10 protein-coding genes are annotated in these 19132 nt (G+C 35.0%); 6 read left to right on the top strand and 4 right to left on the bottom strand.

From position 1 onward, the window contains the following. The first annotated feature begins 54 nt into the window (after positions 1-54). The 3 genes from DCC35_RS09730 (at position 55) to DCC35_RS09740 (ending at position 7342) form a co-directional block, all read left to right on the top strand. Positions 55-3021 (top strand): amidohydrolase family protein, encoded by a 2967-nt coding sequence (locus tag DCC35_RS09730; RefSeq protein ID WP_137090606.1) that lies wholly within the window; start codon positions 55-57, stop codon positions 3019-3021. Positions 3022-3037: 16 nt separating this feature from the next. Further along, positions 3038-4327 (top strand): amidohydrolase family protein, encoded by a 1290-nt coding sequence (locus DCC35_RS09735; protein WP_137090607.1) that lies wholly within the window; start codon positions 3038-3040, stop codon positions 4325-4327. Between the two features lie 87 nt (positions 4328-4414). After that, complete coding sequence (locus DCC35_RS09740; RefSeq protein WP_137090608.1) at positions 4415-7342, top strand: glycoside hydrolase family 3 N-terminal domain-containing protein; 2928 nt, start codon at positions 4415-4417, stop codon at positions 7340-7342. Between the two features lie 109 nt (positions 7343-7451). Here the strand turns inward: DCC35_RS09740 and proC are convergent, their stop codons facing one another. Continuing rightward, on the bottom strand, positions 7452-8282 hold the full coding sequence (proC, locus tag DCC35_RS09745; RefSeq protein ID WP_137090609.1) for a pyrroline-5-carboxylate reductase: 831 nt from the start codon (positions 8280-8282) through the stop codon (positions 7452-7454). 129 nt (positions 8283-8411) lie between these two features. Between proC and DCC35_RS09750 the strand changes: the two genes are divergently transcribed. The 3 genes from DCC35_RS09750 (at position 8412) to DCC35_RS09760 (ending at position 15186) form a co-directional block, all read left to right on the top strand. After that, complete coding sequence (locus DCC35_RS09750; RefSeq protein ID WP_137090610.1) at positions 8412-10787, top strand: transglycosylase domain-containing protein; 2376 nt, start codon at positions 8412-8414, stop codon at positions 10785-10787. Positions 10788-11262: 475 nt separating this feature from the next. Next, positions 11263-11847, top strand: coding sequence for a hypothetical protein (locus DCC35_RS09755; protein WP_137090611.1), 585 nt, complete (start codon positions 11263-11265; stop codon positions 11845-11847). Positions 11848-12186: 339 nt separating this feature from the next. Beyond that, complete coding sequence (locus DCC35_RS09760; RefSeq protein ID WP_137090612.1) at positions 12187-15186, top strand: PAS domain S-box protein; 3000 nt, start codon at positions 12187-12189, stop codon at positions 15184-15186. Here the strand turns inward: DCC35_RS09760 and DCC35_RS09765 are convergent. From DCC35_RS09765 to DCC35_RS09775, 3 genes are all read right to left on the bottom strand, one after another. After that, entirely contained in the window at positions 15176-15886 is a 711-nt protein-coding gene (locus DCC35_RS09765; RefSeq protein WP_137090613.1) for a tetratricopeptide repeat protein, read from the bottom strand. The genes DCC35_RS09760 and DCC35_RS09765 overlap by 11 nt on opposite strands. A gap of 444 nt (positions 15887-16330) precedes the next feature. After that, positions 16331-16753, bottom strand: coding sequence for a DUF2147 domain-containing protein (locus tag DCC35_RS09770; protein WP_137090614.1), 423 nt, complete (start codon positions 16751-16753; stop codon positions 16331-16333). Positions 16754-16880: 127 nt separating this feature from the next. Next, a complete protein-coding gene (locus DCC35_RS09775) occupies positions 16881-19076 on the bottom strand; it encodes a sodium-translocating pyrophosphatase (protein WP_137090615.1) in 2196 nt (731 codons plus the stop codon). Positions 19077-19132 lie beyond the last annotated feature (56 nt).

Here is a 19132-nt window from a genome sequence, read left to right on the forward strand (position 1 = left end):
TATATTGTAGCTTAATTGTTTAAACGAATTTTTATAACTCAATAGACTTTATAAATGAGGAAACTTTTATTTTTCTTCTTGTTGATGAATGGGCTGAACATTTTTGCTCAAAACCCTTTTCCAAGAAATGATGTTGAAGATGACCGCAGAGGTCGTTATGCTTTTAAAAATGGTACTGTTCATATTGATCCTTATACTGAAATTGCTAATGCTACTTTGCTGATCGAAGATGGAAGAGTGATCTCAGTAAAAGAGAATGGAACTATTCCTGCTGGATTTAGTATTACTGATCTTAAAGGTAATCATATTTATCCTGCCTTTATTGATCCTAATTCAACCTTTGGTATGCCTGAGGTAAAAGACGGAGGATTTAGCTGGGGTAGAAAAGAGCAGATAACTTCTCCCCGCAAAGGTCCATACAATCCAAATATGGCAATCAGGTCAGATATTCAGGCTTCTCAACTTTTTCAATTTGATAAAAAGAAGGCTGATAAATTAAGGAAAGCCGGATTTTCCAGTGTAGTGAGTTATCATAAAGATGGAATAGCACGAGGAACTTCTGTTTTAATCAACCTGGCTGGAGAACAAACCAATGAAATGATTTTAAAAGCTAATGCGGCTGCCCATTACAGTTTTGATAAAGGATCAAGCAAACAGGATTATCCTGCTTCACTGATGGGAGCTATGGCTTTGCTGCGTCAAACCTTTCTTGATGCTAAATGGTATAATGAAACGGATCCATATTTTGATCTTACTCTTGAAGGACTTAATAATTCTTTAGATCTTCCTCAGATTTTTGAGGTTGAGGATAAGCTATCAGTTCTAAGAGCCGATAAAGTAGGAGATGAATTTGGTATTCAGTTTATCATAAATGGTGTAGGTGACGAATATCAAATGGTAAAGGAAATAAAAGAATCCGGAGCCTCTCTGATTATCCCGGTTAATTTTCCTAAAGCCTTTGATGTTAGCGATCCATATGCTGCTATGGATATCGGTCTTGCTCAAATGAAACATTGGGAAATGGCTCCTGCAAATGCGTCATTATTACATCAAAATGAGATAAGATTTGCATTTACAGCAAGTGGTTTGAAGAATACTACAGATTTTATAAAAAATGTGCGTAAAGCTGTAGAATATGGTTTGCCGTCTGATCAAGCTCTGGCAGCCATGACTACAATTCCTGCAGAAATGATTGGAGTTAATGATGTAGGGAATTTAAAACCCGGATCATATGCGAATTTCATAATCACTGATAAAGAATTATTTGAAGATGAAGCTACTATAATTGAAAACTGGACAGGTGGAGATAAACTAATTGTTCGAGATCTGCCTGAAGTGGATTTAACTGGGTATTTCACACTCAAAGTAGGAGATGAAGAATTTCAATTAGTAGGAAAAGGAAGCCCGGCAAAGGTTAGTCATGAGATCAAAGTAAATGATTCTACCACTGTTAAGACCAAAAGTAGCTGGAAGAATGATCATCTGTCTCTTTCTTTCGATCATAACGGCTTTATATATTTATTGTCAGGATGGAAGTCTGAAGATGGTTTTAAAGGCAGAGGCCAAATTGATTCTGAATGGGTAACCTGGTCTGCAAAACGCGATAGTACATATCAAAAGAAAGAAAAGAAAGAGGAAGAGAAGGATACAAGTATTGGTAATATGATTTATCCTTTTGTTGCTTATGGTAAGGAGAAGTTGGCTGATCAAAAAACATATCTCATTAAAAATGCTACTGTCTGGACAATGGAAGATGAGGGAATCATCGAAAATACAGACATTTTGGTAGAAGGCGGAAAAATTGTTTCCATTGGTGAAAATATAAATTCAAGTAATGCGATTGAAATTGATGGTACAGGAAAGTATGTTACTCCGGGAATTATAGATGAGCATTCGCATATTGCCCTTGATGGCGTCAATGATGTAGCTGTAAACAGTTCGATGGTCAAAATGAAAGATGTTGTCGATAACTCGGATATAAATATTTATCGTCAATTGGCAGGAGGTGTAACTGCAGCACAATTACTACACGGTTCAGCTAACCCAATAGGAGGGCAGTCTGCAATAATTAAAATGAGATGGGGAATGTCTCCGGAGGAAATGCTGATAGAAGATGCAGATGAATTTATAAAGTTTGCCCTAGGTGAAAATGTAAAGAGAAGTCGTAGTAGTAATAGTATTCGATTCCCTCAGACTCGTATGGGAGTTGAACAAGCTTTAGTGGATGCTTTTAACAATGCTCTTGATTATGAAAGAAAGTGGAAATCATATAATGAGCTAAGTAAAAGAGAAAAAGAAAAAACGAATGCCCCACGAAGAGACCTTGCTCTGGAAGCAATTCTTGAAATTATAAACGAAGAAAGGTTTATTACTTGTCACTCCTATGTCCAATCTGAAATAAATATGTTAATGCATGTTGCTGAAAGATTTGGATTTAGAGTAAATACATTTACTCATATACTTGAGGGTTATAAGGTTGCTGATAAAATGGCGGAGCACGGTGTGGGAGGTTCTACATTTGCTGATTGGTGGGCTTATAAATGGGAGGTTCGATATGCAATACCTTATAATGCTTCTTTGATGGCCGAAGCGGGTGTTACTACAGCAATTAATTCAGATGATGCTGAAATGGGGCGCCGATTAAACCAGGAGGCAGCCAAATCGATAAAATATGGAGATATGGATCCATATGAAGCTTTAAAAATGGTAACAATCAACCCGGCTAAGTTATTACACCTTGATGATCGAATGGGGTCGATAAAGGAAGGTAAAGATGCTGATCTTGTTATATGGACTGAAGAGCCAACTTCTGTATATGCACGTGTTGAAAAGACCTTTGTTGATGGAAGAGTAATGTTTGATACAGAGGAGAATGAAAAAATGCAGGAGGAAATAGCTGAAGAGCGAAACAGGCTTATAAAGAAGATGTTAAAGGTGAAAGAAAATGGAGGCGATACTCAGGAACCTTCCAGAAAAGGCCAGAAAAACTTCCACTGTGATGATTTCTACTACCAATTTTAATTCAAAACATTTCGAAATGAGATTCTTAATATATATCGTAATAATTTTTATAGCAGGCTTGAGTAGTGTTTTTGCTCAGGTTCCGGCTCCCGGTGAAACTCAGACCCAACCAATATTAGTCACCAATGTGACTATTCATACAGGTACAGGAGAGGTTATTACCGATGGTGCACTAGTTTTTAATGAAGGAGAAATTATTTCAGTTGGTAAGACAACCGAGGTTGAGACTCCGGAAGGAGCGACTGAGGTTAATGGACAGGGCCAACACATTTATCCTGGTTTTATCTTACCAAACTCAAAAGTCGGGTTAATAGAGGTATCATCTGTTAGTGCCACTGTCGATGCCTCAGAGCCTACTTCAATTTCTCCGAATATCAGAAGTATTGTTGCTTACAACACAGATAGTGAAATTATTCCTACTTTGAGATTCAATGGTATATTATTAGCTCAGGTTACTCCATCAGGAGGATTAATACCGGGGCAATCATCAATAGTACAATTAGATGCCTGGAACTGGGAAGATGCAGTTGTTAGTATGGATGAAGGAATTCATATTAATTGGCCGAGGGCTAAACTGCCACCACGATGGTGGAGAAATGAAACAGAGTGGAGGGATAATGATAATTATGATGAAAGCATAAGTAAAATAAAGCAATTGTTTATTGATGCCGCTGCTTATTCCCAAACTGATCCCACTGATGAGAATCTAAAGCTTGAAGCAATGAAAGGCATATTTGAGGGGTCAAAAACTCTCTATGTGCATGCTAACAGAGCGAAGGAAATTGTATCTTCTCTTTCTTTTGCCTTTGAAAATGGTGCTAAAAAAGTAGTATTGGTAGGAGGTGCAGACTCAAGATATGTATTGGATTTCATCAAAGACAATGAAATATCTATAATACTGGCAGATGTTCACAGACTTCCGATGAGAGCTGAAGAAGGAGTATATGATCCGTATAAGTTGGCCGGATATCTGACCAATGAAGGAGTAAAAGTTGCATTAGCCTATAATAATGTTGCCAATAGTCGAAACCTTGGATTTTATGCAGGAACAACAGCAGCTTATGGCCTGGATAAGGAAGAAGCACTTAAGCTGATTACAGCAAACCCTGCAGAGATTCTTGGGCTGGATAATTATGGAACCATAGAGGAGGGTAAGTCAGCGACCTTTTTTATTTCATCAGGTGATGCAATGGATATGTCCGGAAATAAAATATCTCAAGCTTTTATAAATGGTAGAGAAGTGCCCCTTGAAGCTTTACAGCAGAGATTATATAAAAAGTACAAGAAAAAGTATGACTTAAAATAAGTGTTTTTCTTTTTCGTTGAATTAATGCCCGTTTAAGATTGCAATTTTGTCTTAACGGGCATTAATTTATATGTAAAATCTTAATAAATGAATTTGACTAGCAGGACAAAGTCTATACTAATTTTATTTTTCGTCTTTACATTTTTTAATCTTCTATCCCAGGAAATTAAAAATGATGAGTCCGGGTTTCAAAACAAATTGGATCAACTGACTTTGAAGCAAAAGGTGGGACAATTATTTATTGTTCCTGCTTATCCAAACAGAGGGCAAGCTCATGTGGATTCTATTAATTATCTGATTGATTCATTGAATATAGGCGGGTTAATTTATTTTCAGGGTACTTCTTCTGAATTAAGTGAATTACAGGAAAAACTATCTCAATCAAAATTTCCTCTGGTTCATTCGATGGATGCCGAGTGGGGGGCTGCTATGCGCATACGGGATACCTACAGACTTCCATATGCGATGACTTTAGGAGCAACAAGAGATACTTCCCTGGCTTATGAATATGGTGTATTGGCCGGAAAGAAACTTAAATCAATGGGTATAAATGTTAGTTATGCCCCTGTAGTTGATATAAATAATAATCCTGATAACCCTGTAATAAGTTTCAGGTCTTTTGGAGAAGAAAAAAAGCTAGTTAATGATCTTGCATTTGCTTATGCCAGAGGTCTTATGGATCAAAAGGTTTTACCGGTTTTTAAACATTTCCCGGGTCACGGAGATACTGATTCAGATTCACACAAAGATCTAATTACTTTAAACCATAATTATGATAGATTAAAAAGAGTTGAATTATATCCTTATAATAATTTAACAGAATTACCTGCCGCTGGAATAATGATCGGACATTTAGCAGTACCCGAAGTGACGGGTGATGATGTGCCTGCTTCTATAAGTCCGGAGATCATTACCGGTTTATTAAAAGATAGCTTAGGTGTTGATAATATGGTGTTTAGTGACGCTATGGATATGAAAGGAGCATTAAAATATGCTAAAACAGGAGACCTGGAGTGGAGGGCATTGGTTGCTGGAACAGATTTTTTATTGATGAGTAAGGATGTGATAAAAGCAATCGATTTTATTGTCGATAAAATTGAAGAATCTCCTTATTACGAAAAATTACTTGATGAACATGTATTGAGAATTTTGAAATACAAATCAAATTTACCTGATATACAGGGGAATTATTATTCTATGGCTGAAAAGCAATTAGAATATGAGTATAAGGTGTTTGAAAGAAAGGTGTTGCAAAATGCTACCACGATTCTCGGAGACAGTTCGTTGGTTCCATTAAAAGATCTTGGAACTTATAAAACGGCTTTTGTACAGTTCAGATATAATCCGGATAGCAAGACATTATTAAATACTATCAATAAGTATGATACAGTAGATTTTTATCCGGTTATTAAGGGTGAAAAAATAACTGAAAATATTTTAAATCAACTAAAATCCTATGATCGAATTATAATTCATCATGAGGGATTATGGATGAGTACAGCCGCAAACTATGATCTTGGAGAAGCAGAATTGAAATCGACAGAAGAACTTTTGCAGCTGCCAGGGCAAAAAGTGTTACTGGTGACGGGAAATGCTTATGCAGTTAATGTTCTGGATTCAAATGGAAATGCAGATGTGACAATTCTAACATACCAGGGTAGAGAGGAGGGCGAAAGATCAGCTGTTCAGGCTCTTTATGGTGGATTTTCTTCTAAAGGTCAACTTCCGGTATCTTTAAATAACTATAATTTTGGAGATGGAATAAACACAAAAAAAATACGATTAGGATATAAGTACCCGGAACAATTAAATATTAACTCGGATATCATACATTCAAAAGTTGATTCGATTGTTCAGTATGCTATTAATAGTAGTGCTTTTCCAGGTTGTCAGATTCTTGTGGCAATAGATGGAGATATATTTTTTCATAAAGGATATGGTTATCATACCTATGATAGTATCAATGAAGTATCAATTAGTGATATTTATGATATAGCATCAATTACAAAAATCACTTCAGCATTACCATTGTTAATGAAAATGGTTGATGATGGCAGGATTCAATTAGATAGCAAGTTTTCCAATTATAATGATTATTATAAAAATAGTGTAATTGGTGATGCTTCAATAAGATCAATACTTGCTCATAATGCAAGATTGAAAAGCTGGATACCATATTATAAGGAAGCCCAAAGACGAAATGGGAAATGGAGATGGAGAACCTTCAAGTCTAAACCGTCAAGAAGATTTCCGATCAAGATCACAGATGATCTATATATGCATAGAACATTCAGGAAAAGGTATGTATATAAAGGAATAAAGAAAGCCCCGGCAAATCCCGATTCCGGTTATGTATATTCTGGTTTATCCTTTTATTTATGGCCGGATATTATTAAAAAACAGACCGGAGAAAGAATCGATGTTAAACTTTTTGATGAGTTTACTAGTAGGTTAAGTGCTACGACGCTCACCTACAATCCATTAGAAAGGGGTTTCGAATTAAGACGAATCATTCCTACAGAGCAAGATAATTATTTTAGAAATGAACAAATACATGGTACAGTTCATGATGAAGGAGCGATAATCATGCAGGGGTTGTCTGCAAATGCAGGTCTTTTTAGTAATTCCATGGATTTAGCTAAAATGATGCAGATGTATCTTAATTATGGTTCATATGGTGGAGAAAGATATATATCTGAAGAAACCTTAAAAGAGTTTACAAGGTGTCAATATTGTGATGAAGGAAATCGTCGTGGATTGGGGTTTGATAAACCATTACTTGAAGATAAATGGAAAGGTACACCTTCGCCTGACGCAAGTGACTCAAGCTTTGGCCATACAGGATATACCGGGACTTTTGCCTGGGCAGATCCTCAAAATGGACTGCTTTTCATCTTTTTATCTAACAGGGTTTATCCTACAAGAGATAATAAAAACCTTTACAGGCTAAATATAAGGCCTTCAATTCACCAGGTTTTTTATGATGCTTTAAAAAAAATAAGTTCCGAAAATTAATTCGGAACTTCACAACAAAGGTTTCATCTATGATGGTATCAAAGACCAAATGATTATTTAGTCTTATACCTGTTTATACATCTCGAGTAAGATTTGTAACCTGTCAGGTCTATTTATTTAGAATAATATTTTTCAATTCCTGTCCAAACTCTTCGGATCTTTCATTAGCCCTGTTTATTCCCTGAATAAAATTATCACCAAGATTATATTCATTGAATACCTGGAAAGCAGCTTCAGTGGTTCCTCCCCTGGAAGAAACTTTTTGAATTAGTGTCTCGCAAGTATCTTCACTATTCTCCAGAACTTTCAATGCGCCTTTTAATGTCTGGATGGCTATCATTCTTGCCTGCTCTTTGGAAAAACCTTTATTTATTGCAGCATTTTGCAATTGTTCAATAAAGTAAAAAAAATATGCCGGCCCACTACCACTTAAAGCTGTAATCGCATTGAGGTCATTTTCATCTTCAACTTCCAGGATTTTTCCACCAAGTGTAAGAAGATCTAAGATATTTTTCTTTTCAATGTCAGTGAGTAGGCTTTTCGAGGAAATATAAAATCCCGTTAGTCCTTCTTTAAATGGTATAGCCAGGTTAGGCATAGTGCGAATAATCTTTTTATGTTTCAGGTTTTCTTTGATCAATTCACAACTGATTCCTGCCATTATAGATATAAGCCACTGATTATCTTGAATGTGTTTTTCAAGCGGAGTTGCTATAGAAATAAAGTCCTGAGGTTTTACTGCAAGAATAATGTAATCGTAACTTTTGAAATTTTCGGGAATACTATTTGAACACAAAAATCCGAGAGATTTAATTTTTTTTATATTTTCTTCCCTTTTCTCCACAATAAAAACATGGTCTTTAGCGTGATAATATTCTGAAATGGTTTTAGCATATACTAACCCCATATTTCCACCACCATAAATCAGTATCTTATTCATCACATTTATTATTTATATTATTCTAGCTAATTTTACAGTTATTTAAAACTCTTTTTAACGTTTTTTAGACGTTTGCAGTATTTCGTTACAATTATTTTAATTAGAATAGCTTTTCATTGAAATAAATATATGGGTAGGCCAAAACAAAATAATAAAAAGAAGATCTTTAGAATAATCTTTCGCTGGGCAATCGGGTTGTTTGCTCTGGGCGTTGCAGTCATGGGATTATTTATAGGCGCTATATATGCAGGAGTATTTGGTAAACTTCCTGATAAAGAAGAATTGAGAAGTTTTTCTAATCCTGAGGCGTCGATGGTTTACTCTTCTGATGGAAAAATCCTTGGACAATATTTTTATGTTAACCGGCAAGCTGTTGAAAAAGAAGAAATTCCTGATTATTTGATTAATGCATTGGTAGCAACGGAAGATGTTAGGTTTTATGATCATGAAGGAATTGATTTTCAAAGTTGGTTCAGAGTTTTAATCAGAACAATTATCCTTCAACAGGAATCAGCGGGAGGAGGGAGTACAATTACCCAGCAACTAGTTAAAAATATCTATGGCCGTCAGGAGTATCCTTTTTTGGCCCTTCCGATAAGTAAATTTAAGGAGGCGATTATTGCCGGACGTATTGAAGATATTTACAGTAAAAAGGAGATAGTAGCAATGTATCTCAATACTGTTCCTTTTGGCGAGGAAGTATATGGTATTGCTGCAGCCGCGGATAGGTATTACAGTAAAAATGTTCAGGATCTGACGGTAGATGAAGCTGCAGTATTAGTTGGAATGCTTAAAGCAAACACCTACTACAACCCAAGGCTTAATCCTGAGAATAGCTTTAAGAGAAAGTCTGTTGTTCTAAGTCAAATGGCTAAATATGGTTATATATCAGAGGATCTTAGAAAAGAATTCAGTCAAAAACCGATTGATCTTGATTACAACAATAGAATTATTAATACTAAAGCCGGTTATTTTGTTAAACAAGTCAAAAGTCAGGTTCAGAAAATTTTAGAGGAAAAAACCAAAGAGGATGGGACTCCTTATATACTTGAAAAGGATGGCTTGAGAATTACCACAACCTTAGATAGCCGTTTACAGGAAAGAGCAGAAACATCTGTCAGGGAACATCTTACAAAACTTCAAAAGTTGATGAATGAGGACCAGAGCGTAAAAAATAAGTTATCTCCGGATAATCCTGCCTTTAAAGAAAAGGTGAAAAGAACAGAAGCATTTCAACAACTTAGAAAGAAAGGGTTGTCGGAGAAGGAAATATATGATTCTTTAAGTATTAAGAAGAAAATGAGGGTCTTTACCTGGGATGGTATTGACGATGTGAATTTTTCTGTGTTGGATAGTATAGCCTACTACGAATCTTTTTTGCAATCTGCAGTCTTATCTATTGATCCCGGTACAGGTGATGTCAAGGCCTGGGTAGGAGGTGCGGATTTTAGATTTTTTCCTTACGATAACGTGTTTGCCCGCAGACAGGTAGGTTCCACTATAAAACCATTTATTTATTTAGGAGCATTAAATCAAGGATATAATCCATGCGATTTTGTGGCAAACAGAGTTAAAACCTACGTGGATTACGATGATTGGTCTCCAGAAAATGCAGGGAATAATAACAATGAAGGGAAATTTTCTATGATGGGTGGGCTGGCCAATTCTGTTAATCTGATATCTATTGATTGGTTGTTAACTATTGGTCCGGAATATTTTGTTGAATTGTTACGTTACAGCGGCGTTGAAAGCCCACTCGAACCGGTTCCTTCCCTGGCATTAGGTAGTTTCGAAATTCCGGTATATGAGATGGCCAAAGCATATACTTCTATTTTAAATGATTTCCCAATTGATAAACTGAATCTCATTACTAAAATTGAAGATAGTAATGGGAGAGTGATCTACCCTGAGGCTAAGGAGGTACAAAAAATTGCTACAGTTAAGAATAATAAAACTGACAATGAACCCTTGTTTGATGAATCCGACAGAAGAATAATTATTGAATTCATGCAAGAGGTAGTTAGAAGCGGAACTGCTACCAGGCTTAAAAATTATAAACTAAAGGGAGAGGTAGCTGGAAAAACAGGTACAACCCAGAATGGAGCAGACGGTTGGTTTGTTGGCTATAGTCCGGAATTGCTTACTGTAGTTTGGGTTGGAGCACCCAGCCCTGATGTACATTTTGGTAGTTCTTCAATCGCACAGGGAGCGGCGATGGCATTACCAATATGGGGTAGGATATATTCCTCGATTTCAAAAAAACCTGAAATGAGTGATTTATATCTGGGTAGGTTCAGGAAACTATCTTCTAAAGAGGAAAGAATGATCAACTGCCCTATGTATAAGGAAGATAATATATTCGATGATATAGGAGATATTTTTAGAAAGGATGAAGTGTCTAATGATAAATTAGAAAGAAGAAGAAAGCGAAAACAATTTTTCAGAGACCTCTTTAAAGGTAAAAACGAGGAAAAAGAAAAGGATAAAGATGGCTCTGAGCTTTAAGAATAATCTTTTACCAATATTATAGTTGTATCCTCAATTACGGATTTGTTATTGTGAATTCTATTTAGTTAGGATATTGGCAATTAAATTTCTGATTATTTTAGAATAAGATAGTAAATATCTCAATTTTTTGCATTTCAGATAAATAGTTTAGTTATTATATTTTGTTAAATGACATTTTTGCAAATAATAATTTCCTTCCAACTCCAAACACCTTAATGATTCTATTGTCATTGCACTAAAAACGGAAAGAAAACTGCGTTTACAGTGAGATAGGGTGGTTTTTTTAATAAAAATTTAAAATAAATAGATTCCACATCTCTTTTTTGCCATACTCATAAATAGAAATCGTTTGTATTTTTATATTATTAATAATTAATCTATAACTGGTGTTAATTTTCATTAATTACCCTTATTTGTTGCCAATTCCATAATTCAGGTCTACTTTTGTAATATAATTCAATACCAAACAATTATGAGAAAGTTAACATTAACAATTTTACTTGCAGTAGGAGTTACAATAAGTTCAGTAGCAGCTACGAGCGTTAAGGCGGACACAACTAAAAATGATGATCTGGCTTTAGAAAGAGTTTCTGAAAAAAGTGTATATCATTTATCTTATTATAATAAGGCTTTTGATCTATACACTTTAATAGTAAAGAAAGGCAATACTGTGATTTTCAAAGATCAGGTTACCGGAAATGGAATCGATAAGGTTTATGATTATGGTAAGCTTGAGAGTGGAGAATACAAAGTAGTAGTCAACTCTTCTAAATCTGGAAAATTAATCGAAAAAACAATCACTGTAGTAAGTGACATCGATTTCCTTAAAAGCAGATTCATTGTTTCGAAACAGGACGATGGTCGTGTTTTAATTAAAAATAGAACTGGTGAAAAGGTTGAAGTAATGATTAATATAAATGGTCATAGAGATACAATTACTAAACTTATTACTTTTAATCCTCTTCAAACAAAGATTTTGAAGATTGAAGATGATGTTGATACTTCAGAATTAACAGTATTTTACAACGGTGAAAATTTGGCATCATTAAATTTCTAAAATATTTAAGATCGGTTTTTCATGTTTATTTGGGTTAAAAAGGGGAAGCAATAAGCTTCCCTTTTATTTTTTCAATAAAAGGAGAATTGGACTGGATATAATTTAGTTATTTTCATATTTATGTCTATATTTTTAATAAAATAATAATTATTTTATTTTTAAGTGTTGTATTTGATATGAAAAAGGCTAATTATTTGAAATATATGTAAAAAGTTGCATATTACAATCAAACACACAGTTTTTCATGTTTATTTGGGTTAGTTAAGGGGAGCAAAGCTTCCCTTTTTTTATGTTTATTCGTTAAATAATCATTAAATTTGACGTATAATTTTTGAGAGTATGCTAAGTGAAGGATTTTTTGAGAATTTCAGAGATGTAGCTCTGATAGTGCGGGACAATAATGTGGTCAGTTTAAATAAGACAGCAAGATCTTTATTTGAAACTATTTACCTTCCGGTTTCTCTTGATTCCTTTATCCATTCCAATCTTTATAGTCAACAACCAATAGGGATAGGGTTGGCCTCATTATTTCAGGATTATCTTAAAAAATCCAGTCTGGAAGGAAGTTCTTCTTTTGAATATTTACATAAAAATAGCTGGTATGAAATTACGATTATAAAAAATGATGATAATTCTTTTTTTATATCGTTTAAGGATATTTCATTTTATAAAAAATTCGATCCACAGAACAAGATTAATTATAAAAGCCTTGCGGAGTGTTCTCCTGATACGATCATAAGATTTGATAAAGAATATAAATTTCTTTATGTCAGTGAAAATATTTATGATCTCCTGCATTTAAAAGCTGATAATCTTATTGGTAAATCTATTTTTGATATAGGCTTTAATAATGAGATAATTGATCTTTTGTCTTTTCACGTTTCTTCTGTTTTTATTCATAAAAGTAAGCAACGAGTGGAATTGAGATTACCGACTGGTGTATTCATAGATTTATATATGGTTCCTGAGTTTGCTATAGGAGATGAAATATCTTCGGTTGTAGCTACCGCCAGGGATATAACCGAGTTGAAAGATACCCAGGAGCAAGTGAGTAGAAGTCATGAGGTACTTGCTGATGCATTTCGTATGGCAAAACTATCTACCTGGGAAATTGATGTGAAACTGAATAAAATCACTGTAAATAATTTTCTACAGGAGAACACAACCAGGGATTATCACTTTAAGGATTTTTTAAATCAATTCATCCTGGAAGAATATCATGAAAAAATAATCCAGGCAGTAAAGGATTGTATCTCCGCAAAAGATGAGAGCTTCAAGGCTACATTAAATTACCAAATTGTAGTAGGACAGGAGATCAGAACTTTCATGACCAATTTGAGAATTCGCAAAAATAGTCTGGGAAATACAATTGTTATTTATGGTACCAGTTATGATATAACCGAATTAAAAAAGGCTAAACAAGATTTGAGAGTTTCCAATGAAAAACTCTGGGATGCAATGAAAACTGCCAATTTAACCAACTGGGATTTAAATCTTGTAACTGGTAAAGGTCAGGTCCAAAAGCATTTTCTTTCAAATATCGGTATTGAGGTTGATGATGATGTCTACAGCTTCACTCTAAAGGAATTGTTTAGCTTTGTTGTGGATTCTGATAAAAGAAGGTTATTAAGAACTTTTAATGAATCCTTCAATTCTAATGAGCCACATTCACTGAAGTTTTTCGAATTTAAGGTTAATGTAAATAATAAGGTTTTTACTATTTCAGCTAGCTTCAGAATGAAGTTAAGTTCTAATGGAAAAGCGGTTTATTGTTTTGGAACTGCCCAGGACATAACCAGACTCAAAGAAGCTGAAGATGAGTTAAGAGATTACAGGGAAAACCTGGAATCTTTGATTGAAATAAGGACCCAGGAACTTATAAGTAGTAGAAGAAATCTACAGGACGCACTTGATCTGGCGCAGCTTGGAACCTGGGAAATAGATATAGTAAATAATCCGGGATATTTTTCAGGAAGTAAAATATCACAAAATATTATTGGACTCAGCAGCGCTCATTGGCCAATTGAGGAATATATCAGTCTTATTCATCCTGAAGATTTTCAATATTTCAGGGAGACGCAGGAGAAAACTGTTAATGCCAGGCCAGGAGATAAAATAGATAACATTGAATATAGAATAATTAAACCTAATGGGGATATTGCCCATCTATATATCTCGACTAAAGTTGTGCATGATGACGATGGTAACCTGATCAAGATGTATGGAAATATTCAGGATATAACCCCAATAAAAAAGACTCAGGAAGAAAAGGATAGGCTTACCAAAATAATCGAAAGTTCTTCTGATATAATCTGCCTTATAAATAAGGATAAGACTATTCAATATATGAATAAGGCAGGGAAAATTTTCTATGGAATTGAATCAGAAGATGAACTTAAGGGACAATCCATTGAAAAGTATCAGCCTCAAAAATCAATTAGCCGTGATCCTGAACTTTGGAATTTACTTGAGAGGGATGGCTTCTGGATGGGTGAAAATATTGAAGTTAAATATGATGGAACAGAATTTCCTGTTTCTCAACTATTGATGGCTCACTATGGCAAGGATGATCAGCTTGATTGTTATTCTACCGTTATCAGGGATATATCAATGCAGAAAAAGATTGAAGAGGAGCTGAGATATAAAAATCACGAATTGGATACTTTTGTATATAAAGCCAGCCATGATTTAAAAGGGCCTATTTCATCTCTTATCGGATTATATACATTGGTGAAATACGATGTGACAGATGAAAAATCTCTGGAATATTTTGAAAGGTATAATGCCCAGATTACCAGATTAAATGATCTGCTAAATGATTTATTGAATCTTACAAAGATAAAAGATAAGGAAGCTGAAAAGTCTAAGATAGACCTTAATTCTGAAATCAATGATTTTATTGAAACTTATTCGGATAAATCATCAAATTCGGAACTTGATATCATGTTAGATGTTGAAGAAGAACTGGTTATTTACTCAGATAAATTATTAATCAGAACAATCCTTCAGAATCTAATTGAAAACGCATTTAAATATTCGGATAATAGTAAAGAAAGCTCATTTGTTGGTATAAATGCAAAAATAGATGGTGGTAGTCTTAATTTAATGGTGGAAGATAATGGTATAGGTATCGATGTTGAGCATCAAAAAAATATCTATAACATGTTTTACCGAGCTACTGAGAATAGTTCAGGTTCCGGGTTAGGGTTATACCTATTAAAAAATGCAGTAGATAAGTTAAATGGAACTATAAATTTACATAGTGAACCAGGAAAGGGGACTATTTTTAAATTAAATATTCCATTTTCTCAAAGTCCTAAAGAAGAACCTACTTTTTAGTTAAGGACTTGATGAAATCAAAGAAATCAGCTCTTTCTTTTTTATCAGATATAATGTTACGAGTAGTTTTTAAGAGTTGAGTAAAACTTAACTTTTTACTATTCTTTGATTGACTTGTTTTTATTTCAGTTTTAGGCTCAGGTATTTCAGGAGAAACATTTTCAGAGTTTGAATTTTGTTCTTCAGGTTTCCCATCAGCTATAGAATCAGCCCGCTTAAATGAAATTTGAGCAGCTTCTTTTCTTCCTAGTTTTTCCTCAACTAATCCTCTATTGTTGTAAGCAATCGCATCTTCAGGGTCTAATTCAATTGCTTTAGTGTAATCTTGTATGGCGCCTTCCAAATCACCAAGTCGGTCTTTTATGAAAGCCCTGGAAGAATAACGGTAAGGATTTTCAGGATCTAACTCTGCTGCAAGGTTAAGGTCCTTAATTGCAGCTTCCTGGTTTTTATTAAGAAAATAAGCTAAAGCTCTTTCACTAATCATGGATGGACTGTTAGTTTGATCCACAAGCTTATCAAAATCAGAAATTGATTTTTCAAACATGTTAAGCTTCGAGTATGCTTTTGCCCTGTTATAAAGAGCATCGAGATTTTTATCATTTTCTTCCAGGATCTGGTTAAAATGAAATATAGCCTCTTCAAATTTTTCCTCGCTGCACAACTGTTTTCCCTTTGCTAAAACCTCTTCCACAATCATAATTAATTAATCATTTTGACCCGCTTAGTCCTCTTTTTTCTTTTATGCCTTTTTGAGTCATATAGTTTTTTCCTTGTTTTTGGTTTTACCACGTATATAGTCGATCCTGAATCATTTGATTTACAAGATACTGTGGAAAATGAAAATCCACTGATCAGGATTGTCATTACCAAAGCGGATGAAAAAACTCTGTTTTTAATTCTAAAACCTATTTTCATAGATGGGTGTTACAATTTTGTTGAATTTTATACGGCTCAGGCTTATAAAATCGTAATTCAATGCAAATATGGTAAAAACCACGCACTTTAACTGTTAATAATATGGGTTGGATAGTACCTGGTAAAGAAAAATTTAATTCTTCTATTTTAATTAGAACGTCTTATAAAAAATAAATTATAAAAATACTGAAATAAAAAAAACCGGCATCTGCCGGTTTGTGTTTTCTTAATTGACTGGATACCATGTCTGAGTCCTGAAAAGAAAGGCGAGATAACCTCTTACTTTTAGAGTTTTACCTTCCCTCCAAATCTTACATCTGTAAACACTTCCGTTTTCAGGGTCAAGAATTGTTCCGTCTTCATACTCTCCATCATCATTTTTTTCTAATCCTTTGATGATTTCCATTCCCTGTACAGGTTTCATATATCTTGGATCGTCTTCATCGCACTCTTCACATTTAGCATTTTTACGATCTTCATTTAATATTTCGACAACCTTTCCATAAATCTCACCATTTTTTTCATAGATAGAAACAATGGATTTAGGTTCACCGGTTTCATCATCAATAGTTTTCCATTTCCCGGTTATTTGAGCTGATACTGTTTGGTATCCGAAAACCAGCAGTAAAATCAATAAAAAATTTCGCATATTTTTAAAAGTTGATTAATCGATTACAAGAACGAATTAATGACTAAAATAGTTTAAATAATTTCAAATTAAAGAATTGATGTAAATGAAAATAAAAAAACTCCGGTCGGAACCGGAGTTTTTAAGTTTATTTTTCTGCTTGTTTATTTTCTTTAATTTTTATCTCTACCTTCTCAATCTTTTTATCTACATGAGAAGTATGATGATCATTAACAGATATATAAGGAGCAATAACTAATGCAACAATTGACATCAGCTTTATGAGAATATTCATAGAAGGTCCTGAAGTATCTTTAAATGGATCACCCACTGTATCACCAGTAACTGATGCTTTGTGAGCTTCAGAGCCTTTGTATTCCATTTCCCCATCAATCTCAACACCCTTTTCAAATGACTTTTTAGCATTGTCCCATGCTCCACCTGCGTTGTTTTGGAAAATACCCATAAGGACACCACTTACAGTCGTACCTGCAAGTACCCCACCAAGTACTTCCGGACCAAATGACAATCCGACTATGATTGGAGTTAAGAGTGCAATAGCTCCAGGAAGAATCATTTCTCTGATTGAAGCTCTTGTTGATATTTCAACACATTTGTCATACTCAGGCTCCTGTTTGTATTCCATTATACCAGGCATTTCTTTAAACTGCCTTCTTACCTCATTTACCATATCCATAGCGGCTCTACCAACAGCAGCAATGGCAAGAGAAGAGAATATAAATGGAATCATACCTCCAATAAATAAACCTGAAAGTACATCTGCTTTATAAATATCTATTGAACTGATACCTGCAATTCCTACATAAGCAGCAAATAAAGCAAGTGCTGTAAGTGCTGCAGAAGCAATAGCGAATCCTTTACCTGTAGCAGCAGTTGTGTTACCTACTGCATCAAGGATATCCGTTCTACCACGCACTTCCTCTGGAAGACCGCTCATTTCTGCAATACCACCTGCGTTATCAGCGATCGGACCGAACGCATCTATAGCCAGCTGCATCGCCGTTGTCGCCATCATTCCTGCAGCAGCAATACCTACTCCGTACAGACCCGCAAAAGAATATGAAGCGTAAATACCACATGCAAGGATGATGATTGGAATAAAAGTAGATTCCATACCAACAGATAATCCACCGATCACATTAGTTGCATGTCCGGTAGAAGATTGTTTAATTATCGAATTTACAGGCTTTTTGCCCATTGAAGTATAGTATTCGGTAACTATACTCATTAATGCTCCAACGACCAATCCGGTTACTACAGCATAGAAAATGCCCATTTTAGTAAAACCTGCAGATCCTTCACGCATTAAAACTAACTCACCATCTGGTAATAACCAGTCGATGATAAAATAAGAAGCTGCAACGGTTAAGATAATCGATGCCCAGTTACCAAGATTAAGTGCATTTTGAACACTACTGTTTTCTCCTTTAATTCGAACCATTTGAGCGCCAATAATAGAAAAAACAATACCAACACCACCAATGATCATTGGAAGTAGGATAGGGGCGATACCACCAACAGCATCATCAGATTGAATTTCTCTGCCAAGAACCATTGTAGCCAATATTGTTGCTACATACGATCCGAATAAGTCTGCACCCATACCGGCTACATCACCTACGTTGTCTCCCACGTTATCAGCGATAGTCGCAGGGTTACGAGGATCATCTTCCGGGATTCCGGCTTCTACCTTACCTACAAGGTCAGCTCCAACATCTGCTGCTTTTGTGTAGATACCACCACCTACACGAGCAAATAGGGCGATACTTTCAGCTCCCAGTGAAAAACCAGCAAGAACTTCAAGTGCAGTTTCCATCTCGATGCCATTTGCACTGGCACCGGTAGAAAGGACATAATAATTATAAAAGACGATAAATAAACTACCTAGACCAAGGATCGCCAGTCCGGCAACACCAAGTCCCATTACTGTACCGCCTGTAAAAGAAACGTTTAAGGCTTTCTTGAGTGAGGTTTTAGCAGCTTCAGTCGTTCTTACGTTTGCTTTGGTAGCAATTCGCATTCCAATAAAACCAGCTAATGCAGAGAAAAAAGCTCCAATGAGGAAAGCAACTGCAATCACCCAGTCAGAATTTTCAACAAGACTTCCGGAATAAGCCAGGAGGGCTCCGACAATCACCGCAAAAATCGCTAATACTTTCCATTCGGCTTTAAGAAAAGCCATTGCTCCTTCAGCGATATAACCCGCCAATTTCTGCATCTTATCCTCTCCGGCATCCTGCTTGCTTACCCAAGCTGCTTTCATGTACATGACCAAAAGGCCAACCAAACCAAGTGCCGGCACCACGTAAATTATATTACTCATATTGTCTTAGTTGGATTAGTTAAAAAGTTTAAAGATTCACAAATATATAAGATGAG

Origin of the sequence: Mangrovivirga cuniculi, assembly GCF_005166025.1 — a bacterium.
Taxonomy (GTDB): domain Bacteria; phylum Bacteroidota; class Bacteroidia; order Cytophagales; family Cyclobacteriaceae; genus Mangrovivirga; species Mangrovivirga cuniculi.